Origin of the sequence: Kitasatospora viridis (genome assembly GCF_007829815.1) — a bacterium.
Classification (GTDB): Bacteria; Actinomycetota; Actinomycetes; order Streptomycetales; family Streptomycetaceae; genus Kitasatospora; species Kitasatospora viridis.
Genome location: NZ_VIWT01000003.1, coordinates 510,072 through 530,582 on the forward strand (window position 1 = coordinate 510,072; position 20,511 = coordinate 530,582).

17 protein-coding genes and 3 tRNA genes are annotated in these 20,511 nt (G+C 74.5%); 10 read left to right on the forward strand and 10 right to left on the reverse strand.

Features of this window, described 5'->3' with window-relative positions:
* Nucleotides 1-201: 201 nt before the first annotated feature.
* Complete coding sequence (locus tag FHX73_RS32900) at nucleotides 202-2,250, forward strand: phosphocholine-specific phospholipase C (protein WP_145909598.1); 2,049 nt, start codon at nucleotides 202-204, stop codon at nucleotides 2,248-2,250.
* Between the two features lie 66 nt (nucleotides 2,251-2,316).
* Here FHX73_RS32900 and FHX73_RS47395 read toward each other — a convergent pair whose 3' ends face one another.
* From FHX73_RS47395 to FHX73_RS32915, 3 genes are all read right to left on the reverse strand, one after another.
* The gene (locus FHX73_RS47395) at nucleotides 2,317-5,508 is read right to left on the reverse strand and encodes a tetratricopeptide repeat protein (protein ID WP_170305183.1); all 3,192 of its coding nucleotides are present in this window, start codon (nucleotides 5,506-5,508) and stop codon (nucleotides 2,317-2,319) included.
* A gap of 108 nt (nucleotides 5,509-5,616) precedes the next feature.
* A complete protein-coding gene (locus FHX73_RS32910) occupies nucleotides 5,617-5,949 on the reverse strand; it encodes a trypco2 family protein (protein ID WP_145909600.1) in 333 nt (110 codons plus the stop codon).
* A gap of 114 nt (nucleotides 5,950-6,063) precedes the next feature.
* The gene (locus tag FHX73_RS32915; protein WP_211786401.1) at nucleotides 6,064-7,497 is read right to left on the reverse strand and encodes a purine-cytosine permease family protein; all 1,434 of its coding nucleotides are present in this window, start codon (nucleotides 7,495-7,497) and stop codon (nucleotides 6,064-6,066) included.
* 100 nt (nucleotides 7,498-7,597) lie between these two features.
* Between FHX73_RS32915 and FHX73_RS32920 the strand changes: the two genes are divergently transcribed.
* The 3 genes from FHX73_RS32920 (at nucleotide 7,598) to FHX73_RS32930 (ending at nucleotide 10,331) form a co-directional block, all read left to right on the forward strand.
* Nucleotides 7,598-8,236 carry a TetR/AcrR family transcriptional regulator gene (locus FHX73_RS32920; RefSeq protein ID WP_145909602.1) on the forward strand — a complete coding sequence of 213 codons (639 nt, stop codon included), beginning with the start codon at nucleotides 7,598-7,600 and terminating at the stop codon, nucleotides 8,234-8,236.
* Between the two features lie 37 nt (nucleotides 8,237-8,273).
* Complete coding sequence (locus tag FHX73_RS32925; RefSeq protein WP_145909603.1) at nucleotides 8,274-9,893, forward strand: amidohydrolase; 1,620 nt, start codon at nucleotides 8,274-8,276, stop codon at nucleotides 9,891-9,893.
* Between the two features lie 108 nt (nucleotides 9,894-10,001).
* On the forward strand, nucleotides 10,002-10,331 hold the full coding sequence (locus tag FHX73_RS32930; protein ID WP_145909604.1) for a hypothetical protein: 330 nt from the start codon (nucleotides 10,002-10,004) through the stop codon (nucleotides 10,329-10,331).
* A 59-nt stretch (nucleotides 10,332-10,390) separates the two neighbouring features.
* Here the strand turns inward: FHX73_RS32930 and FHX73_RS32935 are convergent, their stop codons facing one another.
* Nucleotides 10,391-10,762, reverse strand: a complete 372-nt coding sequence (locus FHX73_RS32935) for a winged helix-turn-helix transcriptional regulator (protein WP_145909605.1) — start codon at nucleotides 10,760-10,762, stop codon at nucleotides 10,391-10,393.
* 93 nt (nucleotides 10,763-10,855) lie between these two features.
* On the opposite strand from FHX73_RS32935, the gene FHX73_RS32940 reads away from it, so the two are divergent.
* On the forward strand, nucleotides 10,856-11,695 hold the full coding sequence (locus FHX73_RS32940; protein WP_145909815.1) for an NAD(P)H-binding protein: 840 nt from the start codon (nucleotides 10,856-10,858) through the stop codon (nucleotides 11,693-11,695).
* A 7-nt stretch (nucleotides 11,696-11,702) separates the two neighbouring features.
* On the opposite strand, the gene FHX73_RS32945 is transcribed toward FHX73_RS32940, so the two are convergent.
* Complete coding sequence (locus tag FHX73_RS32945; RefSeq protein WP_145909606.1) at nucleotides 11,703-11,894, reverse strand: hypothetical protein; 192 nt, start codon at nucleotides 11,892-11,894, stop codon at nucleotides 11,703-11,705.
* 105 nt (nucleotides 11,895-11,999) lie between these two features.
* On the opposite strand from FHX73_RS32945, the gene FHX73_RS32950 reads away from it, so the two are divergent.
* The gene (locus FHX73_RS32950) at nucleotides 12,000-12,860 is read left to right on the forward strand and encodes a hypothetical protein (RefSeq protein WP_145909607.1); all 861 of its coding nucleotides are present in this window, start codon (nucleotides 12,000-12,002) and stop codon (nucleotides 12,858-12,860) included.
* Between the two features lie 97 nt (nucleotides 12,861-12,957).
* Here FHX73_RS32950 and FHX73_RS32955 read toward each other — a convergent pair.
* A tRNA-Arg gene (locus FHX73_RS32955) sits at nucleotides 12,958-13,033 on the reverse strand.
* A gap of 45 nt (nucleotides 13,034-13,078) precedes the next feature.
* Nucleotides 13,079-13,151: transfer RNA gene (locus tag FHX73_RS32960), tRNA-Trp, on the reverse strand.
* 47 nt (nucleotides 13,152-13,198) lie between these two features.
* Between FHX73_RS32960 and FHX73_RS32965 the strand changes: the two genes are divergently transcribed.
* Nucleotides 13,199-14,611 carry a DUF2201 family putative metallopeptidase gene (locus FHX73_RS32965; protein WP_145909608.1) on the forward strand — a complete coding sequence of 471 codons (1,413 nt, stop codon included), beginning with the start codon at nucleotides 13,199-13,201 and terminating at the stop codon, nucleotides 14,609-14,611.
* A gap of 131 nt (nucleotides 14,612-14,742) precedes the next feature.
* Nucleotides 14,743-16,479: an AAA family ATPase gene (locus FHX73_RS32970; protein WP_211786417.1), complete on the forward strand. Its 1,737-nt coding sequence runs from the start codon at nucleotides 14,743-14,745 to the stop codon at nucleotides 16,477-16,479.
* A gap of 43 nt (nucleotides 16,480-16,522) precedes the next feature.
* On the opposite strand, the gene FHX73_RS32975 is transcribed toward FHX73_RS32970, so the two are convergent.
* The 3 genes from FHX73_RS32975 to FHX73_RS32985 form a co-directional block, all read right to left on the reverse strand.
* The gene (locus FHX73_RS32975) at nucleotides 16,523-17,935 is read right to left on the reverse strand and encodes an SDR family oxidoreductase (protein ID WP_425461463.1); all 1,413 of its coding nucleotides are present in this window, start codon (nucleotides 17,933-17,935) and stop codon (nucleotides 16,523-16,525) included.
* A 111-nt stretch (nucleotides 17,936-18,046) separates the two neighbouring features.
* Nucleotides 18,047-18,117, reverse strand: a tRNA-Ala gene (locus FHX73_RS32980).
* Nucleotides 18,118-18,185: 68 nt separating this feature from the next.
* Complete coding sequence (locus FHX73_RS32985) at nucleotides 18,186-18,371, reverse strand: SPOR domain-containing protein (protein WP_145909610.1); 186 nt, start codon at nucleotides 18,369-18,371, stop codon at nucleotides 18,186-18,188.
* A gap of 130 nt (nucleotides 18,372-18,501) precedes the next feature.
* On the opposite strand from FHX73_RS32985, the gene FHX73_RS32990 reads away from it, so the two are divergent.
* Both FHX73_RS32990 and FHX73_RS32995 read left to right on the forward strand, forming a co-directional pair.
* Nucleotides 18,502-19,554, forward strand: coding sequence for an SPFH domain-containing protein (locus tag FHX73_RS32990; RefSeq protein ID WP_145909611.1), 1,053 nt, complete (start codon nucleotides 18,502-18,504; stop codon nucleotides 19,552-19,554).
* Complete coding sequence (locus FHX73_RS32995; RefSeq protein WP_145909612.1) at nucleotides 19,551-20,462, forward strand: NAD(+)/NADH kinase; 912 nt, start codon at nucleotides 19,551-19,553, stop codon at nucleotides 20,460-20,462. The genes FHX73_RS32990 and FHX73_RS32995 overlap by 4 nt, the downstream gene beginning before the upstream one ends.
* The last annotated feature ends 49 nt before the right edge of the window (nucleotides 20,463-20,511 follow it).

Genomic DNA, 20,511 nt, shown 5'->3' on the forward strand with positions numbered 1-20,511 from the left:
ACCACACCCCGGCGGGTGCTGCGGGGTGACCTGACCGCTCCTCACCCCCGCTTACCCCGTGCCCATCCAGCCCGTCCCCGGGATCCCCACACCTTCGGCCACTGTTCTCCCGCAGGTCGCACGCGGTCCTCCGGCACTTCGCCGCACGCCGAGAAGACTGTCCCCGCATAGCCGGTGCTTCCCCTGGAGAACAAGACTGTCATGAACAATCTCAATCGCCGTCGTTTCATCCAGCTGGCCGGCGGGACCGCCGCCTTCTCCGCCCTCTCCGGGAGCATCGCGCGGGCCGCGTCGATCCCCGCCAACCGGCGCACCGGCAGCCTGAAGGACATCGAGCACATCGTCGTGCTGATGCAGGAGAACCGTTCCTTCGACCACTACTTCGGCACCCTGCGCGGCGTGCGCGGGTTCGGCGACCCGCACCCGGTCACGCTGCCCAGCGGGAAGCCGGTCTGGTACCAGTCGGACGGCAAGAAGGACGTGCTGCCCTTCCACCCGACCGCCGAGAACATGGGGCTGCAGTTCCTGGAGGACCTGCCGCACGACTGGAACAGCGGGCACCACGCGTTCAACAACGGCAAGTACGACCAGTGGGTGCCCGCCAAGTCGGCCACCACGATGGCCTACCTGACCCGCGATGACATCCCGTTCCACTACGCGCTGGCCGACGCCTTCACCATCTGCGACGCCTACCACTGCTCGCTGGTCGGCCCGACCGACCCGAACCGGTACTACATGTGGACCGGCTACGTCGGCAACGACGGCAAGGGCGGCGGCCCGGTCATCACCAACGCCGAGGCCGGGTACTCCTGGACCACCTACCCGGAGCGGCTGGAGCAGGCCGGCGTCTCCTGGAAGATCTACCAGGACATCGGCGACGGCCTGGACGGCCCGGGCGGCTGGGGCTGGATCAACGACGCCTACCGGGGCAACTACGGCGACAACTCGCTGCTCTACTTCGACCAGTACCGCAACGCCAAGCCGGGCGACCCGCTCTACGACAAGGCCCGCACCGGCACCAACGCCAAGGCCGGCGAGGGCTTCTTCGACCAGCTGAAGGCCGACGTGACCGGCGGCAAGCTCCCGCAGGTCTCCTGGGTGGTCGCACCCGAGGCGTTCACCGAGCACCCGAACTGGCCGGTCAACTACGGCGCCTGGTACATCTCCCAGGTGCTGGACGCACTCACCGCCGACCCGGAGGTGTGGAGCAAGACCGCGCTGCTGATCACCTACGACGAGAACGACGGCTTCTTCGACCACGTGCTCCCGGCGTTCCCGGCCGCCTCGGCCGCGCAGGGCGGCTCGACCGTGGACACCACCGGCGAGCAGTTCACCCCGAAGGCCGGCGACTCCTCGGTGGCGGGCCAGTACGGGCTCGGGCAGCGGGTGCCGATGTTCGTGGTCTCGCCGTGGAGCAAGGGCGGCTCGGTCTGCTCGCAGACCTTCGACCACACCTCGATCATCCAGTTCATCGAGCAGCGGTTCGGCGTGCGCGAGCCCAACATCTCGCCGTGGCGCCGGGCCATCTGCGGTGACCTGACCGCCGCCTTCGACTTCCGCCACCCGGACGCCGAGGTGCCGGGCCTGCCGGACACCAGCGGCTACCTCCCGCCGGACCAGAACCGGCACGCCAGCTACGTGCCGGTGCCGCCGGCCAACCCGGAGCTGCCCAAGCAGGAGCCCGGTCTGCGCGCGGCCCGCCCGCTGCCCTACGACCTGGCCGCCGACGGCACCGCCGGGGCCGACGGCCGGCTGCGGATCGGCTTCGCCAGCCACGGCCGGGTCGGCGCGCAGTTCCTGGTCACCTCCACCACCCAGCCGAACGGCCCGTGGAGCTACACCGTCGAGGCCGGCCGCGCGCTGACCGGCGAGTGGCAGCTGGCCACCGGCGCGTACGCCTTCACCGTGCACGGCCCGAACGGGTTCCTGCGCGAGTTCCACGGCACCGCCGGCGCCGCCGGGGTCGAGCTGACGGCCGGTCACGACGGCCACTCGGAGCAGCTCAAGCTGGAGCTGCACAACGGCGGCAGCACCCCGGTGGAGCTCACCGTCACCGACGGCTACGGTGCCCCGGCGCGGCACTACCACCTGCGCCCGGGCGGCAAGGCGGTGCACACCGTGCACGCGCAGTGCAACCACGGCTGGTACGACGTCACGGTGACGGCGGACGACGACGCCAGCTGGCAGCGCCGCCTGGCCGGGCACGTGGAGACCGGCAAGGCCAGCTTCAGCGACCCGGCCCTTGGCTGACGGATGGTCAGGGTCCGCACCCCGGCGATCGTGATCGGGGTGCGGGCCCTTCGGCGTCGCGCGGGCCTACGGTCCGTTCTGCCGGAGCCAGGCGTCCAGTAGCAGGGCTTGTTCCAGGGCGGCCTGGTACTCCCCTGGGTCCGCCAGTACCAGCGTGCGGTAGTGCTGGACGGCCTCCGCGAGAGCGGCCCGGCCCTCGGCCCAGCGGCCGGACTCGACCAGGTCGATGGTGGAGTTGAAGAGGGCGTTGGCGAGCTTGGGCAGGTGGGCGGCGGGGTCCTCCCGAGCGACCACGCGGAAGTGCTGCACGGCTTCCTCGATCGCCACCAGGCCCTCCGCCCGGCGGTCCGCCTCCCCCAGGTGCACGGAGAGGTCGTTCAGCGCGTCGGCGAGCCGGGAGAGGTAGGCGTCGGGGTTGACCGGCAGCAGACGCCGGTAGCAGTCCACGGCCTCCCCGATCGCGGCCAGCCCCGTCGGCCCCCGACCGGCCTCGCGCGCCTTGATGGCGAGGTTGTTCAGGCAGCCGGCCAGCAGGGGCAGATGGGCGTCCGGGCTCTGCCGGGCCAGGGTCCGGTAGAGGTCCACGGCCTCCTCGATCGCGGCCAGGCCGTCCACCGGCCGGCCCACCTCGTCCAGCCGGTTGGCGAGATTGCTCAGGGCGAGGGCCAGGTCCGGCAGGTAGGCGTCGGGGCTCGCCCGGGCCAGCGTGCGGCGAATGGCCACGGCCTCCTCGATCGCCGCCAGCCCCTCCCCGACCCGGCCCGCCTCCGCCAGCCGGACGGACAGGTTGTTCAGCGAGTTGCACAGGTTCGACAGGTGCGCGTCGGTGCCCGCCTCGGCCAGCACGCGGCGAATGGCCACGGCCTCCTCGATCGCCGCCAGCCCCTCCCCGACCCGGCCCGCCGCGCTCAGCCGGTTGGAGAGGTTGTTGAGGGACATGGCCAGGCCGGGCAGGTAGGCCGCGGGGGTCGCCTGCGCCAAGGCTCGGTAGTGACCGGTGGCCTGCTCCGCGACGGCCAGGCCCTCCGCCCACCGACCCACTGTGGCGAGCTGCGCCGAGAGGTTGTTGAGGGACATGGCGAGGTCGGGCAGTTGCTCGCCGGAACTCGGCTGTGCCAGGTGGATGGCGACGGCTCCCTCGGCCCTGGCCCGGGCCTCCGCCCACCGACCGGCCTCGGTCAGCCGGACGGCGAGGTTGTTGAGGGAGGTCGCGAGCTCGGGCAGGTGGGTGCCGGGCTCCGCCCCGGCGAGTGCGAGGTGGCGGCGGACCAGCGCCTCGCCGAGCCGGAGCGCGGTGTCGGCGAGGCGCCGACTGCGGCGCGGGATCAGATCGCTGAGCTCGCCGAGGTGTTCGACGCTGGTGTCGGGGGCCTCGACGAGCCGGTCGAGGGCGGTGATCAGTGGCTCCGGGTGACCGGTGTGCGTGGCGGTGGCGATGATCTGGGCGGCCAGCCGCTCGTGGTGGCGCAGGCAGAGCTCGGTGAGCCGGGCGTCGAGGCGTCCGGCGAACACGGGGTGGGCGGCCGCGCGGCTGTAGCCGGTGAGCAGCTGGGCCTGCTGCCGGGCGTCGGCGCCGCCGAGCAGCTGGTCGGCGAGGCCGGGGTCGGTCTCCAGGGCGCGGCCGATGTGACGCTCCGCCAGGCGGTCGGGCTGCAGCGCGCCCCAGGGAGCCCCCGTCGCGTTCGGGTAGAGGGCGGCCAGCCAGGCGGTGACCTGGTCGCGGCGGTCGCGGGGCTGGTCGGCGAGGGCGGGCAGGCGCTGCCAGAGCCGGTCGGCCTGTTCCCGGTCGGCGGCGCCGGCGAGCTGGGCGGCGGCGACGGCGGTCGCCAGGGTTGCCGTGCTCAGGGCGGGGCGCAGGCCGCGCGCCTCGGCGTCGGCGTCGGCGCGCCAGTAGCGGTGCTCGTGGCCGAGCAGGCGGTCCTCGACCCCCTCGGCCTCCTGACCCGCTGTCACCCGGCCACCGGCGACGGTGTCGAGCAGGTCGGCGAGCGCCGTCATCTGCAGGGTGAGCGCGTTGCCGTAGGCGTCGTCGTCCAGCTGACGCGGCGCCAGGGCGTCGACGGCCGAGCCCCAGTCATGGACGCCGAGGCCGTCGACCAGCGGCAGCCGGCCGGCCAGCGCACGGACCGCCGCTCGGTAGTGGCCGGCCCGCAGGGCGGGGTCTGGCTCCAAGGGGGTCAGGCGGTGGGTGCGGGCGCCGGCGAACAGGTCCTCGGCGAGGCGGGTCGCGGTCCGCGCTTCTGCCCACCAGTCACCGTCGGTGCGGGCCAGCAGCAGGAGCTTGAGCGGCGCGCTGCCGGGGTGCTCGGCGGCGGCCTCGACCAGCGCGGTGAGCTGGTCGGCGCGGGTCTCGGCGTAGTCGAGCACGACCAGCAGCGGCCGGGCCGCGTGCCGCAGCTCGGCGAGCTGCCGCGCGGTGGCGGTGGCGCGCGGCCACAGCACGGCCCAGCCGTCCTCGGCCAGCACGTCGGCGAGCTGGTGGGCGGTGCGGGTCTTGCCCTGTCCGCCGGGCCCGTGCAGCAGCCAGGCGCCGAAGCCGCCCGCCCGGCACCAGTCGGCCAGTTCGGCGACCAGCTCGTCCCGGCCGTGGAACGGGACGGCCCGTCGGCCGGCCTCCAGCAGCGCCGCCGGGGTGGCCGGCGCACGGGAGCCGGCCAGTGCCTGGGCCGGGTCGGCGAGGTCCTGGAACTCCACCGCCTCCAGGCCGCCGCCCGCCGCGGCGCCGTGTTCGGCCAGCGCGGCGCGGAAGCCCGGGTCGTGGTGGAGCACGTAGGCGGGCAGCACGTTGAGCCGGCCGTGGCCGGAGCGGGCCCGGTCGGCGGCGACCACGCCGATCAGCAGACGGTCGGCGCAGACCGCGCCGCCCGACAGACCGCCCCAGGGTGAGGCACCGTCAGCGGCGGGCGGGTGCTGGGCCAGGTCCATGACGTACTGGTTGCCGACGAAGCCGCTGCCCGGGTTCACCTCCCCGCGCAGCTGGGCCGCCTCGACCGCCCGGCCCGGGCGCTGGGCCTCGTCCGGCAGGCCCCAGGTGTCGCAAGGCGTGCCGGTGCGGTCGGTGACCAGCCGGCCCCAGCGCACCGGCGCGGTCGGCGCCCGCCACTGCTCGGACTCGCCGACCAGCACGAGGGCGGCGTCATCCCGCCCGCCCGGCGCGCCGCACCACACCACTGTCGCGTCCGCGCTCCCCGTGCCGCCCGGGTGGAAGGCCTCCACCCGGCTGCCGACCGGCCCGGTCACGTGAGCCGACGTCAGCACCAGCCGCCCGCCCACTGCGTACCCCGCGCCGGATCCGCCCGGCCCGGTCACTCCCGCGAGTCGATCCCGCTCCACTCCCGTCCCCTCCCCACCGCTCCCCCGCGCCGCTCAGTCCGCGATACGGCCGGCGGTGTCCCCGGGCCCGGCGTGGCGCTCCTGTCCCGAACCCACCAGCAGGTCGGTGCCGTCGGCGCGCTGCGGGGTGAGCGTGAACGACACCCGGTGGCTGCGCGCCCGGGAGGCGCCGGCCTCGGCCTCGCCGCTGACCGCCCAGAGCTTGAAGCCGGCCTTGGCCTTCGCGTCCGCGCGCACCTCGACCTCGAACTCCATCTCCACCGGGCCGACGGTGAAGACCACCTCCGGGTTCGTCCCCGCCCGCGCCGCGGCCTCCAGCAACTCGTCCCGCACCGCAGCCACCGCATCCGCCAGAGGAACATCCACCAGACCCACCCCCACCTTCTGACACTCAGTCAACCGATGCGGACACCGTAGAGCCCGGCGCCCACAGTCGGAAGCCCCGTCCAGCGGTGCCGTGGGCGCGCGGCACCTCCCCCGTCACGCCGCGCGCTCGCGGCGGGGCCACATCATCGCCAGGTAGAGGCCCGCGCCGAGCAGCGTGCCCACCGGGAGCGAGAGGTCGATGCCGTCCAGGGCGCGGGCCAGCGGGCCGGTGTAGAACGGGTTGTCGGTGCAGAGCGCGGCGGCGCCGGCTGCCACCAGCAGGGCGGTGACGCCGGCCGGGTTGAAGCCCGCCGAGTACCAGAACGGACCGCTCGGGGTCTCGTCGCCGAGCTGCCGGCCGTCGTAGCGGTTGCGGCGCAGCAGCACGTCGGCGGCGTAGACGGCCAGCGTCGGGCCCATCAGGACGACCATCAGCTCCAGCATGCTGTTGACCGTGTCCAGGAAGTTGGAGACCAGCAGTGCGTAGAGGGTGAGCGCGACGCCGAGGGTGCCGTCCAACGCGACGCTGCGCGAGCGGCGGATCCGCACACCGACGGCCTGCAGGGCCAGACCGGAGCTGTAGGCGGTCATCGCGTTGTTGGTGACGGCGGAGAGCACCACGGCGAGCAGGAAGGCGGGCCGGAACCAGCCGGGGAGGATGCCTTCCAGCGCGCCCTGGGGGTCCGTCATGTCCAGCGTGGTGCCGGCCACGCAGCCCAGGAAGGTGAACAGGACGCTCGGCAGGTAGCCGCCCAGGGCGGTCCAGCCGGCGATCGCGACGGGGCTGGTGGTGCGCGGCAGGTAGCGGGAGAAGTCGGCGCTGTTGTTGTAGGAGAGCGGGGCGGAGGCGACCAGGGTGAGTCCGGCGGCGATCGCGGCGGCCAGCGCGGAGCCGTGCAGGGTCTGCTGCGGGTGGTAGTGCCAGTCGGCCCGGGTCAGCACGCGGCCCGCGAGGACGGCGAACACGGCGGTCAGCAGCAGGGTGAACGGCAGGTAGAGGCGCACGATGGTGGCGTGACCGTAGACGCTGATCGCCAGGGTCGCGGCGGCGACCGCGACGATCAGCACCACCTTGACCGGGGTGCTAGGGCGCAGCCCGGCCTCGTCCGCCAGCGCGAAGGCGGCCAGCGAGCCGGCCGCCCAGTTCAGCGCCAGGTAGCAGACCGAGACGAACCAGCCGGTGAGCATGATGCTGGCGCGGTTGCCGCGGATGCCGAAGACGGCTCTGGTGATCACCTCGCTGGGGGTGCCGGAGGCCGGGCCGCTGATCGCGACCAGGCCGACCGGCAGCCAGAACAGGTTGCCGACCACGATCACCACCAGCGACTGCCAGAGGGTGAGTCCGAGCAGCATCAGCGCGCCGCCGACCACCAGGCTCAGGTAGCTGACATTGGGCGCGGCCCAGACGCCGAACAGCTCCCGGGCCCGGCCGCGGCGCTCCTCGTCGGGGATGACGTCGATGCCGTGCGTCTCCACCCCGCCGACCTGCCCGGCGGGGGCGGGGGCCGCGGGGTCCGAGGTGCGGGGGCCTGGGATCGTGGATGGCATGGAGTCCTCCGAATCAGCAAGAACTGGGGCAACAGGAACTGGGGCAACGAGCGCTGGGGGCGGCTTGCCTATTGGTCGCACATCCAATAGCGTGCGGGACATGTCGTCAAGCGCCCCGTCGAAGCGGATCCGGAAAACCCCGGAAGCCCGCCGGGCCGAGATCGTGGCCGCCGCCTCGGCGATCGCCCTCACCGAAGGCCTGGAGTGCCTGACGGTCCGTCGGGTGGCCGACGAGCTCGCCGTCCGCCCCGGACTGATCAGCCATTACTTCCCGGTCGTCGAAGACCTGGTCGCCGAGGCCTTCGGGGTCGCGGCCGGCGGCGAACTCGACGAGCTGCTGCCCACCGACGGCGGCGCACCGCCGCTCGACCGGCTCGCCCGGTTCCTCTCGCTCACCCGCGGCGAGCGGTACGACGGGATGAGCCGGCTCTGGCTCAACGCCCGCCACCTGAGCCGCTACCGGCCCGCACTGCGGGACCGGGTCGGCCACCAGGAGAAGCTCTGGCGCGGCCGACTCACCGGCCTGGTCGAGCAGGGCGTCGCCGCCGGAGCCTTCCGCACCGCCGACCCGGCGGGCGCCGCCGTGCAACTGCTCGTGGTGCTCGACGGCCTCGGCGCGCACGCCAACACCGAGCGCGGCGACCGGCCCGCGGTGGTCGACACCCTGGCCGCCGCCACCGCCGAGCGCGTGCTCGACCTGCCCGCCGGCACCCTGACGGACTCCGTCGCGGTGCCATGACGCGGGCACCACACCCCCCTCAGTGAAGGAGCCGCCCGTGTCCCCCGATCTCGTCCTGCTCTCCGCCCGGCTGCTCGACCCCGGCACCGGCCGGCTGCTGCCGCAGACCGCGCTGGCCGCCGCCGGCGGCCGGATCGCCGCACTCGGCGACGACCGGGGGATCCGGGCCCTGGCCGGCCCCGGCACCGAAGTGATCGACCTCAAGGGCGCGGTGGTCACCGCCGGCTTCACCGACGGCCACCTGCACCCGGTCTCCGGTGCCGAGCGCACCACGGGGGTCGACCTCTCCGGCTGCCACGACCTCGCGGCGGTGCGGACCGCCCTGGCGGCGGCCGTCGCCGACCTGGCCCCCGGCGACTGGCTGCGCGGCTGGGGCCTGGACCCGAACGCCTTCGGCGACCAGCCCGTCGCGGCCGCCTCGCTCGGCCCCGTGCTCGACGGCGTGCCGGCCCTGCTCGACCTCTTCGACGCGCACTCGCTGCTGGCCAGCGCCCGCGCCCTCGAACTGGCCGGGATCGACGGGCCGCGCAGCTTCGAGCAGCGCTCCGAGATCGTCTGCGACGCCGACGGGCGGCCCACCGGCCTGCTGCTGGAGGACGCCGCCTGCGAGCTGGTCGAGGCCGCCGCGCCCAAGCCCACCGAGGCCGAACTGCTGGAGCGGGCCGGGCGGGTGCTCGACCGGATGGCCGCCGCCGGCCTGACCGGCGGCCACGCGATGGACGCCAACGGCAGCAGCCTGGCCGTCTACGCCGCCCTGGAGCAGCGCGGCGACCTGCCGCTGCGGCTGCGGGTCGCCCCCTGGTACCAGCCGGACGCCACCGCCGAGGCCCTGGCCGAGCTGATCCGGCAGCAGGGCACCGGCGGGCGCCGCTGGCAGGTGACCGGGGTGAAGATGTTCATGGACGGCACGATCGACAACGGCACCGCCTGGCTGGAACTGCCGGACTGCCACGGCGAGTCCACCCACTCCTTCTGGCCCGACCCGGCCCGCTACACCGAGGTGGTCGCCGAGCTGCACCGGGCCGGCGTGCCGACCGCCACCCACGCGATCGGCGACGCGGCCGTGCGGCACGTGCTGGACGCGGTGGAGAAGGCGCATGCCCAGGGCGGCCCGACGGTGCGTCACCGGATCGAGCACATCGAGACCGTGCCCGACGACACCCTCGCCCGGTTCGCCCGACTCGGCGTCACCGCCTCGATGCAGCCCACCCACTGCTGCGAGTACACCAAGGCCGACCACAGCGACAACTGGTCCCGCCGGCTCGGCGAGCCGCGCGCCTCCCGGGCCTGGCGCTGCCGCGACCTGTGGGACTCCGGTGCCCGGGTGGTGCTCGGCTCGGACTGGCCGATCGCCCCCTTCCCGCCGCTGGCCGTGATGGCCGGCGCCCGCCACCGCCGCCCCAGCGACCTCTCCGCTCCCCCGCACGGCCCCGAGCAGGCGCTCACCCCGCTCCAGGCCCTCCAGGGCATCACCGTCAACCCGGCCTGGGCGGCGGGTGAGGACACCGAGCGCGGCAGCCTCGCCGAGGGCCACCGCGCCGACCTCACCGTCCTCGCCGACAACCCGCTGGACGTCGGCGACACCGACCTCCCGGACGTCCCGGTCCTGCTGACGGTGGTCGACGGCCGCTCGGCCTTCCGGCACACCGGGCTCTGATCTCCCAGTGCCCGATGAGGCGTTCGAGGGTCCAGGTCCACTGGGCCGGGCTCGGGCTCGGGCGAAACCCTGGTGCCCACCCGCGCCGTGGTGCCGAATACTCGCACCATGGACGCCTTTCCCGTGAACCCCGATCGGCTCGAAGCACCCGTGCGGCTGCTGGACGACACCGGCACCGCATGGCTGCTCCGGAAGCGGCGGATCGAGCTGCGCGTCATCCGTCGCCTGATCAAGGAGCGTGCGACGACCGTCGTGCTCGGCGAGAGCGGCGGGACCCGCCCCCGGCCGGTCGCCGACGACGAGCGGCCGGTGCTCTGGGAAAGGATCAAGGACGGCCACCCGGGAACGGGCGGGAACCGGGCCGCTGGGGGCTACCTGGCGCACGAGTTCCGCACGGAAACCGACCGCCGGATGCTCTATGTCGAGGAGCACTGCTGACGGCGGGTCAGTGCGGGGCAGCGCGGAGCTTCACACGCGCACCCACCAGCACCAGCCTGCTAACCCGCCTCACGTGGTGGCAGGCGGCGGGTGATCCGGTCGAAGAGTTCGGCCAGGGGCTCGTCGATCTCCCGGCCGAACTCCGTGAGGCCGTAGGTGACCTGAGGCGGTGTGGTCGGTTCGACGGTGCGCCAGACCAGGCCGTCCTGGACCAGGGCGCGCAGGGTCTGGGCGAGCATCTTCTCGCTGATGCCCTGGATGCTCTCGCGCAGTTCGTAGAAGCGCAGGGCGTTGCTCCGCAGGGAGATCAGCACCCAGATGCCCCATCTGCTGGTCACCCGGTCGACGACTCCGCGGGCGGGGCAGTCGGTGTGAAACACCTCATACCGCTGCCCCGCCACGGTCTGCCTGAACTGCGCGCCTTCCGTCATGGAATGAGCTTACTCAAAGGTATGTCCTTACGAAATATTAGCCCTGCTCCTAGCGTGATCGTCACCGAACGCGGCAAGAACGAGGAGCAGATCATGATCATCGTGACCGGAGCCACCGGGAACATCGGCCGACCGCTGGTGCGGGCGCTGGCGCAGGCGGGCCGGCCGGTGACGGCGGTGTCCCGGCGCGCCGCCGAAGTGCCGGACGGCGTGCGGCACTTCGCGGCCGACCTGGCCGACCCCGCCGCCCTGGAGCCCGCCCTCGCCGGGGCGCAGGCGCTGTTCCTGCTGCTCTCCGGCGACCTGCACGCCGCCGGGGCCGACCCGGCCGGCATCATCGGGCGGGCCGCGGCGAACGGCGTGCGGCGGGTCGTCCTGCTCTCCTCGCAGGGCGTGGCGACCAGGCCGTTCGGGCCCACCCGGGTCGCGATGCGCGAACTGGAGGACGGGCTGCGGACGTCCGGGCTGGAGTGGGCCGTGCTGCGGCCGGGCGGGTTCGCCTCCAACGCGCTGTGGTGGGCCGGGTCCGTCCGGGCGGAGCGGACCGTCGCCGCGCCGTTCGGCGACGTCGGCGTGCCGCTCATCGACCCGGCGGACATCGCCGGGGTCGCGGCCGCCTGCCTGCTGGACGACCGGCACACCGGCGCCGTCCACGACCTGACCGGCCCCGAACTGATCACGCCGCGTCAGCAGGCGGCCGCCATCGCCGACGCGCTGGGCTCGCCGGTGCGGTTCCACGAGCTGACCCGGGCGCAGGCCAAGGCCGCCATGGTCCAGGGCATGCCGGCCGAGCTCGCGGACGACACCCTGGACATCCTCGGCGCGCCGAACCCGGCCGAACTGCGCGTCAGCCCGGACGTCGAGCGGGTGCTCGGCCGCGCCCCGCGGCGGTTCGCCGACTGGGCCGCGCGCAACGTCGCCGCGTTCCGCTGAACCGGGGTCAGGAGACCGCGGCAGGGAGCTCGACGAGCCGGTTCAGCGCCTCGGTGAACTCGCCGTCCACCACGATCCGCAGGCCGCCGTCCCGCGCGTGACTGCTGAGCTGGACCAGGGCGCCGCGGCGCCACCAGTAGACGCAGGGGCTCAGCGCGCCCGCCGCCCCCTCGCGGCTGCGGGCCGCGAAGCCCGCCATGCCTGGAAGGTGGGGACCACCGCCGCGTCGGGTTATTGCAGTTCGGGCGGTCGGTACCGACTGGCATGATGTGCGAGCCACGAACGGGGAAACGAGCGGGGGACCATGAAGCTGGGTGCGGCGACCGCCCACGGGGTGCGCTGTCTGCTGGCGCTGCTGGACGAGTCGGACGCGGCGCGGGTCGGCGAGCGGTTGCAGCTGGCGCCGGCGGAGGGCACCCCGTCGCACGGGGGCTGGCAGGCGTTGCGGCACCAGGGCGGATCGGTGCTGGGGTGGCTGTTGGAGAGCGACCTGCCGGAGGTCAACCGGCAGTTGCTCGCCGGCGGCCACCTGCCGCCGGGGCTGCGGCGCGACGTGCTGGAGGGCGTCCGGTTCGGCCCGGGCGGTGCCGGCTCCGGTCCGCTGCCGCCGCCGGTCGTCGAGCAGCGGGCCGGCCAGGCCGACGCGCCGGAGGCTGAGCTGCCCGAACTGCCCGCACTGATCGACCAGCTGCGGACCGCCGCCCACCCCGGCTCGCTGACCCGGGCCCGGGCGGCCGCCGCCGGGCTGCGCCACGCGCACTGGCCGGAGCTCGCGCGGGCGGACCGGGAACGGCCGCTGCCCGGGTACGCGCGCTGGGCGCTGGTCGAGCACCTGGACTGCCCGGACGAGCTGCGGCGGGCCTTCGGCGAGAGCCCGCGCTACCGGCACCGGCTGCGGCAGGCCGGGATCCACCCGGATCCGCGCGAGCTGTTCTGGTGCCAGGCCCCGGCGGTGCGGGTGGCGGCACTGCTCGAACTGGGCCGCTGGGGCTTCCCGGAGCGGCTCGCGCCGGTCGAGCGGGAGCTGCGCGCGCTGGTGCGGGACGAGGTGGGCGGCAACCCGGAGGCGTGGGCGGTGCTGGCGCAGCTGCTGCCGGACTTCGTCGGCACCCTGCCGGAGCTGATCACCACCGCGGGCGTGATCGCCGGCGGCCCCGGCGGCTGAGCGCAGGACCTGAGCGGCTGGGACCGGCCGGATTCGAGCCGACGTGAGTCCCGACGAGCAGACGAGCAGATGAGCAGACGAGCGGACGAGCAGTGGGTGGGGCCGGCCGGATTCGAACCGGCGTGAGTCCTGATTCGCAGTCAGGGTGCGCCTGCCTCTGCGCTACGAGCCCCCGGGAACCCGCGCGCCCACTACCGCGGCACGCCGGTCGGCACGGTCGGGGCCGGCCGGATTCGAACCGGCGTGTCCCGGTTCTGGAGACCAGTGCGCCTGCCGCTGCGCTACGAACCCCGACCGCGCCGCCCACCCTATCCAATCGCCCCCGGAAGGAGCCCCCGGTGCCGCACGGCGCCCCGCGCACCCACGTCGTCGACCTGACCGACCGCCAGGCGCTGCTCCGCTTCCGCCCGGCCGCCCCCGAGGTGCGGGCCGAGGCCGAGCGGCTCAAGGAGGCCGCGCTGCTCGACTTCGGCCTGACCGAGTCGGCCGTCGCCTCCTGGCTGTACGCCAAGTGCCACCACCAGCTCGGCACCACCGCCGTGGACACCGCCGCCGTGCTGGCCTCCGGCGACGGCAGCTGCCTGCTGCTCTACAACCCGGACTTCTTCGTCGGGCTCGGCCTGGACGGGGTCAAGTTCGTGCTCTTCCACGAGGCCCGGCACCTGATCCAGCGTCACCTGTACGCCGATCCCGAGCTGCGCGCCGACCCGGTCTTCCGGCTCGCCACCGAGGTGACCATCAACCACGTCGCGCTGCTGCGCCTGGGCCGCGAGGAGCTGCCCTCGCTCGCGGGCGAGCCGGTCGGCGTCGATCCCCGCGTGGTCCACCGCGCCTACCTGGCCGACCTGGCCGCGCAGCGGCTGGACGCGGTCGACTACGAGGCCTTCGTCGAGACCGACCAGAGCGTGTACCGCGAGCTGGGGCGGATGACCGACCCGCCGGTGCCGCTGGTGCGCTGCCAGCACCTGCACGGCGACGGCACCGCCGGGGAGCTGCCCGCCGACCCGCTGACCGTGGCCGAGGTGGGCTCCTCGGTGCTGCTCAACGCGCTGCTCGCGGCCCGGCGCGGCCACCGCCCGGCCGAGGAGGAGCTGCGCGACCTGCTGGGCCGCACGATGGCCGAGTCCGCGGAGGCCCGCAAGCTCTGGGGCACGCTCGGCGCCGGTCGGGTGCGCGGGCGCACCGACGCGAACCGGCGGGTCGAGTGGTGGCAGCGCTGGCTGGTGGACGTCCTGGCGAGCCGGCTGGCCGAGGGCGAGCGGCTGGTCTACCCGAAGAAACGCGGCGCGCTGCTGGCCGCGCTCGGGCAGCAGCCGATGCTCGCCCGGCGCGGGCCGGTGCGGGAGCGGGTGCTGGTGATCGCCTACGACACCTCGGGCTCGATGCCGCAGCGCGTCGTCGACTGGCTGACCGAACTGGTCGGCCGGATCGACGGGGTGCACGCGCACTGGCTGGCCTTCGACGGCGTGGTGGAGCCGTTCCAGCCGGGCGCGGTGGTGCGCGGCGGGGGCGGCACCAGCTTCCAGGCGGTCGCCGACCACGTGGAGGGCCGCACCGCGCCGGACCGGGGCGTCCCGTTCACCGAGCAGGTGGACGCCGTGCTGGTGCTCACCGACGGCTACGCCCCGCACATCACCCCGGCCGAGCCGGAGAAGTGGATCTGGCTGATCACCGAGGGCGGCGACGACTGGCCCGACCACCACCAGCCCCCGATGGCCTGTCACCGCGTCAGCACAGGAGAGCTCCGTTGACCGACACCGCACCCGCCGCCGCACCCGACACCGCACCCGCCGCCGAGCGCGCCTGGCGGGCCACCGCCAGCTACCCGCAGCAGCCCACCGGGCACCGCGGCCTCTCCCGGCTGGAGGCGTTCATCGACGCGATGATCGACCTCGGCCAGACCGGCCAGGTCTTCGGCGAGCACGGCATCGGCAAGACCGCCACCTTCCGCGCCCACCTCGCCGCGCACCACCCGGACACCGCCCTGGTGGTGGTCCCGGCGGCCAACCTGACCCCGGACGACCTGCTCGCCAACGCGCCGGTGCGCGACCCGCGGACCGGCGAACTGGTGCTGCGTCAGCTGTTGATGAGCCAGCTGATGCCCGGGCAGCCGTTCGTGCTGCTGATCGACGACTCGCTGCAGGCCGGCGAGACCATCCAGGCGCAGCTGATGCAGGTCGCCTGCAACTGGACGCTCGGCGAGCACGACCTGCGGGCGCTGGGCTGCGTCGGCGTCTTCCTGACCGACAACGAGTCGCTGGCCGAGACCAGCGCCCGGCGCAGCGACCTGGCCGTGCTGGACCGGATGGTGACCCTGCGGGTCACCGCCGAGGACACCTCCTGGCCGTTCGCCCTGGCGGCCCGGTTCCCCGAGTGGGACCTCAAGCCGGTGTTCCGGATCCGGGCCTCGCTCGACCCGGCGATCCGCGAGCTGCTCTCGCCGCGCACCCTGGAGCACGTGCTGGCCAACGCCCGCGAGGGCTTCCCGCTGGTCTGGGGCCTGCCGCTGCTGGGCGGCGAGCGGCTGCGGCTGACCGAGCCGGGCCCCGACGGCCGGCCCGGGCGGGACCGCACCCACGAGGTGCTGGACCGGATCGCCGGCGCGCTCGGCGTGCCCAACCCGGCCCGGATCGCCGACCCGGTGCGCCGGGTGCTGCGGGCCGCGCTGCGCCGGCGCTGGGCGGTGCTGCTCCAGGGTCCGCCCGGCTGCGGCAAGACCGAGCTGGTGCGCGAGCTGACCCGGGAACAGCTGGGCCGCGACCCGCTCTACTTCTCGCTGCCGGTCACCAACGTCGAGGACCTGTGCGCCCCGGTCCCGACCACCGAGGGGGCGCTGCACAACCTGCTGGCGGCGGGCTTCGCCGGCTCGGAGCCGAAGGCGATCGTCTGGGACGAGTACAACCGGCCCAAGGACAAGGCGGCCTTCGCCAAGCTGATGGAGATCACCCAGGAGTGGTCGCTCGCCGGGGCCCGGATCGAGGGCCTGCGCGCCCAGATCGCGCTCCAGAACCCGCCCTACCACCTGGGCCGCAAGCTGCTGGTCGCCCGCAACAACATCGCCCAGGCCAGCCGCTTCACCGTCTCGCTGGACCTCGACCCGGCCGACGTCCCGGCCAACGAGTGGCTGATCGCCCACTACGGCCAGGACGCCGAGACGGTGCTCGACTGGTGGAAGTACGACCTGGACGAGGAGGGCCGGGCCTGGATCAGCAAGCGCACCATGGAGCGGCTGATCAAGCTGCACCGGCGCGGCCTGCCGCTCAAGCTCGGCACCGTCTACCTGGGCGACGGCGAGTACGCGCCGGTCCCGCTGGACGGGTTGGAGGACCGGCTGGCCGGGCGGCGGCGCGCCGGGCTGCGGGAGATCGCCGCCGAGCTCGGCCGCTGGGTGCGGCGGCTGGAGCTGGCCGCCGCGGACTGCGCCGAGGGCGGCAACGACACCGACCTGGTGCACCAGGCGATCGCCAACGCCGAGCTGTCCCAACTGCGCAAGCACCGCAAGGCGGTGGCGGCGCTGGTGCGGCTGCTGCCGCCGAAGCTGCGGGCCAGCTACCTGGCCGGGGCCGGGCCGGAGCACCAGCGGTTCTGGATCGAGCTGTTCGCCGCGCTGCCCCGGTGAGGCCGGTGCTGCCGGTGCCGCCGGTGCTGCTGGCCCGCCGGTCTCACCAGGCCGCCTCCCGGTAGTCCTTGAGGAAGACGCCGGCCACCGGGTCGCCGGCCTCGCCGCGGACGATCGGGTCGTAGACCCGGGCCGCGCCGTCGACGATGTCCAGCGGGGTGCGGAAGCCGTGCTCGGCGATCCGCGCCTTCTTCGGCGCCGGGTTCTCGTCGGTGATCCACCCGGTGTCCACGGCGCACATGTGCACGCCCTGCTCGGCCAGCTCGGCCGCACTGGTGCGGGTGAGCATGTTCAGCGCGGCCTTGGCCATGTTGGTGTGCGGGTGGCCGGAGGTCTTGTTGCGCACCTCGAACCGGCCCTCCACCGCGGTCACGTTCACGATGTAGCGGCGCGGGTGCGGGGAGGCCAGCAGCAGCGGCAGCAGCCGGTCGCAGAGCAGCGCCGGCGCCAGCGCGTTCACCAGCTGCGTCTCCAACACCTCCGCCGGATCCAACTCACCGAGCCGCGCCGACCAGGAGTTCGCCACCGCCGGATCCGGCAGCAGCCCCGCCTCGTCCACCGGCAGCGCCAGGCCACCGGCCGGGTCCGGGCCGTCGGCCGTCGCGTGCGCCAACTCCGCGGCCGGCCAGGCGCCGCGCAGCGCGGGCAGTGGCCGGAAGCCCGGCGCCCACTGGACCGCCACGCCCGGCGGCAGCTCGCTCCGCTCCCCCTCGGCGAGCAGCGCGTAGGCCTGCGGCGGGCGGCGCAGGGTCTGCGCGGCGTTGTTCACCAGCGCGTCCAACGGCCGCCCCTCGGCGCGCAGTTGCTCGCACAGCCCGAGCACCTGGCGCGGGTCCCGCAGGTCGATGCCGACCACGGTCAGCCGCCCCAACCACTCGGCGCTGCCCTCGGCGGCCGCGAACCGGCGCACCGTGTCGCGCGGGAAACGACTGGTGACGACCAGTTCGGCCCCGTCGCGCAGCATCATCAGCGCCAACTGGAAACCGATCTTCACCCGACCACCGGTCAGCAGTACCCGACGACCCGTCAGGTCGGTGCGCAGACCGCGCCGCCGGCGGTTGTCGTCGGCGCAGGCGGCGCAGAGCGCGTGGTAGAAGCCGTCGACCCGGTGGTAGAGCGACTTGCAGACGTAGCAGCGGCGCGGGCGCAGCAGGCCGGCCACCGGGCCCGGGCGGGCGGGCAGGGCGAGCGGCGCGTCCTCGCGGCGGCCCGGAGCGCCGGTGGCGGTGCCGGCCAGCGCGGCCGCGTCGGCCGCGGACACCTCGGCGCGGCGAGCCTTGCGGCGGGCGTGCCGCCCCTCGCGCACGAAGCTCTCGGCCTCGCGCTCGGTGCGCAGCCGCACGGGGTGGTCGAGGGGCAGTCGGCGCAGCCGGCGGAGCAGCCCGGAGTAGGCGTCGAGCTCGGCCCGGGTGGGCAGTTCGGCGCCGAGGCCGCCCAGACCGCCCCGGTCACCCAGGTCACCCTGGTCATCCCGGTCGTCCAGGCCATCCAGGCCGTCCCCGTCGTCCAGCAGCAGTTCGTCCTCGTGCACCGTGCCCCCGTTCTTCGCCCGTGCCCGGGCAGCCAGTGCCCCCGGCCGGATTCGAACCGGCGTACTCCACCTTGCGAAGGTGGCGCGACTGCCTCTGCGCTACGGGGTCAACGGCGCACGGCGCCGGACAGCGGGGCCATGGTAGTGCCTGGTGGGAGGGGGTCCGCCGCCCGGGTCAGTCGGCGGCGCGGGGCGGGTCGAGCTCCGTCCAGTAGAGCTGCTTGTGCCCGCGCGCCTCCAGCTCGGCGGCGAACCGCTCGGCCTCGTCCTTCGGGAGCTCACGGGCCACCAGGTACCGGTTGCCGTTGTCGTCCTGACGCATCACCCGCCAGGTGGGCGGGTTCGATTCGGAAGCGGTCATGGCCGCCAGCCTAAGCGGCTCGCCTTCGGGCGGGTCTGCCACCACCCGATTCTCGTCCTATTGACGATAAAGGGTCGCCCTTGTTATCGTCAGAGAGACGAGAACAAGCCCCCACGAAGGACGCACTCCCATGGCTGACATCACCCGACGCTTCGGCCTGTCGCACCTGCGCGCCGCACCCACCTCACACATCCGGCACCTGCGCGGCGGCAAACTCGCCCACGACGGCGCGGGGTTGGCCTTCTGGTTCCACCCGCTCAAGGCGGCGATCTCCGAAGTGCCGTCGGACGACCAGGAGCTGTCGATGCTCTTCCACGCCCGCACGGCCGAGTTCCAGGACCTGGCCGTGCAGGCCACGGTGACCTACCGGATCACCGACCCGGCCACCGCCGCCAGCCGACTCGACTTCAGCATCGCTCCGGACACCGGGAGTTGGCGCTCCGACCCGCTGGACCGGCTCGGCACCCTGCTCACCGAGACCGCCCAGCAGCACGCCCTCGAACTGATCGCCCGCACCCCGCTGGCGCAGGCCCTCACCGACGGTGCGGCCGCCGTGCGGCAGCGGGTCACCGAGGCGCTGACCGCCGAGCCGCGGCTGACCGAGATCGGGCTGTCGGTGCTCGCGGTGCGGGTCACCGCGCTGCGGCCCGAGCCCGAGATGGAGCGCGCGCTGCGCACCCCCGCCCGCGAGCAGGTGCAGCAGGAGGCGGACCGGGCGACCTACGAGCGACGGGCCGTCGCGGTCGAACGCGAGCGTGCGATCGCCGAGAACGAGCTCGCCAGTCGGATCGAACTGGCCCGCCGTGAAGAGCAGTTGGTCACCCAGCAGGGCGCCAACGCGCGCCAGGAGGCCGAGCAGCACGCCGCCGCCGACGCGGTGCGGGCCGAGACCGAGGCGGTGCGGCGCACCCGGCTGGCGAGCGCCGAGGCCGAGGCGACCCGGATCCTGGCCGAGGCACAGGCCGACGCCGAGCGGGCCCACGGCGCGGCCGCCGCGGCCGCCAAGCAGGCCTGGCTGGACGCGCACCAGCAGGCCGGCCCCGAGGTGCTGCAGGCGCTGGCGCTGACCCGGCTGGCCGAGAACCTGCCCCGGATCGACAGCATCACCCTCACCCCCGACGCGCTCACCGGCCTGCTGGCCAAGCTGGGCCGCACCCCGGCCGCCGACGGCCCGGCGCGATGACGCTCGCGCCGCGCGCGGTGCTCGTGCACCGCCGCACCGACTACCAGGACCTGCTGGCCAGGCACGGCTCGCGCGGCCAGGCCGCGTTCTTCCTGGCCGGCCGCGACCGCTCCCTGGACGAGTTGGAGGACCGCCACCACCGCACCCTCGCCGCCCTGGCCCGGGCCGCCGGCGCCGTCCCGGCCGGCTGGCGGCACAGCCGGGTCGAGCGCGACGACCTGGACCGCTTCCTGTTCGGGCCGCAGGACGTGGTGGTCGTGGTCGGGCAGGACGGCCTGGTCGCGAACGTCGCCAAGTACCTGTCCGGGCAGCCGGTGATCGGCATCGACCCCGACCCGGGCCGCAACGCCGGCGTGCTGGTCCGTCACCGGCCGGGCGACGCGGCCGAGTTGCTGCACGCGGCGACCGCCGCCCGGGCAGGCGCCGCCGGCACCGTCCCGCTGACCGAGCACACCATGGTGGAGGCCGTCGCCGACGACACCCAGCGCCTGCTCGCCCTGAACGAGATCTACATCGGCCAGCGCACCCACCAGACCGCCCGCTACCGGCTGGCCGCCCCCGGCGGCTCCGCCGAGGACCAGGCCTCCTCCGGCGTCCTGGTCTGCACCGGCACCGGAGCCACCGGCTGGTGCCGCTCGACCTGGCTGGAGCGCCGCAGCACCCTGCGCCTGCCCGAGCCGACCGCGCCCGCCCTGGGCTGGTTCGTCCGCGAGGCCTGGCCCTCCCCCGTCACCGGGACCAGCCAGGTGCAGGGCGTGCTCGACACCGCCGAGCAGCTGAGCCTGACCGTCGAGTCGGACCAGCTGGTCGCGTTCGGCGACGGCATGGAGTCCGACGCCCTCCAGCTGAGCCGGGGCCAGACGGTCCGGCTGCGGGTGGCCGGGGAGCGACTGCGCCTGCTCGCCTGACAGTGCCGGTGTCCGTGGTGCTGCTGCCGTCCCCCGCAGCCCGGAAAAT

What these genes read in the sequence shown, in the direction of transcription:
- FHX73_RS32930 (WP_145909604.1), top strand. Translation starts at nt 10,002, where the DNA reads ATGGACGCCTTTCCCGTGAACCCCGATCGGCTCGAAGCACCCGTGCGG.
- FHX73_RS32935 (WP_145909605.1), bottom strand. Translation starts at nt 10,762, where the DNA reads ATGACGGAAGGCGCGCAGTTCAGGCAGACCGTGGCGGGGCAGCGGTAT.
- FHX73_RS32945 (WP_145909606.1), bottom strand. Translation starts at nt 11,894, where the DNA reads ATGGCGGGCTTCGCGGCCCGCAGCCGCGAGGGGGCGGCGGGCGCGCTG.
- FHX73_RS32920 (WP_145909602.1), top strand. Translation starts at nt 7,598, where the DNA reads ATGTCGTCAAGCGCCCCGTCGAAGCGGATCCGGAAAACCCCGGAAGCC.
- FHX73_RS32940 (WP_145909815.1), top strand. Translation starts at nt 10,856, where the DNA reads ATGATCATCGTGACCGGAGCCACCGGGAACATCGGCCGACCGCTGGTG.
- FHX73_RS32900 (WP_145909598.1), top strand. Translation starts at nt 202, where the DNA reads ATGAACAATCTCAATCGCCGTCGTTTCATCCAGCTGGCCGGCGGGACC.
- FHX73_RS32915 (WP_211786401.1), bottom strand. Translation starts at nt 7,497, where the DNA reads ATGCCATCCACGATCCCAGGCCCCCGCACCTCGGACCCCGCGGCCCCC.
- FHX73_RS32995 (WP_145909612.1), top strand. Translation starts at nt 19,551, where the DNA reads ATGACGCTCGCGCCGCGCGCGGTGCTCGTGCACCGCCGCACCGACTAC.
- FHX73_RS32990 (WP_145909611.1), top strand. Translation starts at nt 18,502, where the DNA reads ATGGCTGACATCACCCGACGCTTCGGCCTGTCGCACCTGCGCGCCGCA.
- FHX73_RS32985 (WP_145909610.1), bottom strand. Translation starts at nt 18,371, where the DNA reads ATGACCGCTTCCGAATCGAACCCGCCCACCTGGCGGGTGATGCGTCAG.
- FHX73_RS32970 (WP_211786417.1), top strand. Translation starts at nt 14,743, where the DNA reads ATGATCGACCTCGGCCAGACCGGCCAGGTCTTCGGCGAGCACGGCATC.
- FHX73_RS32950 (WP_145909607.1), top strand. Translation starts at nt 12,000, where the DNA reads ATGAAGCTGGGTGCGGCGACCGCCCACGGGGTGCGCTGTCTGCTGGCG.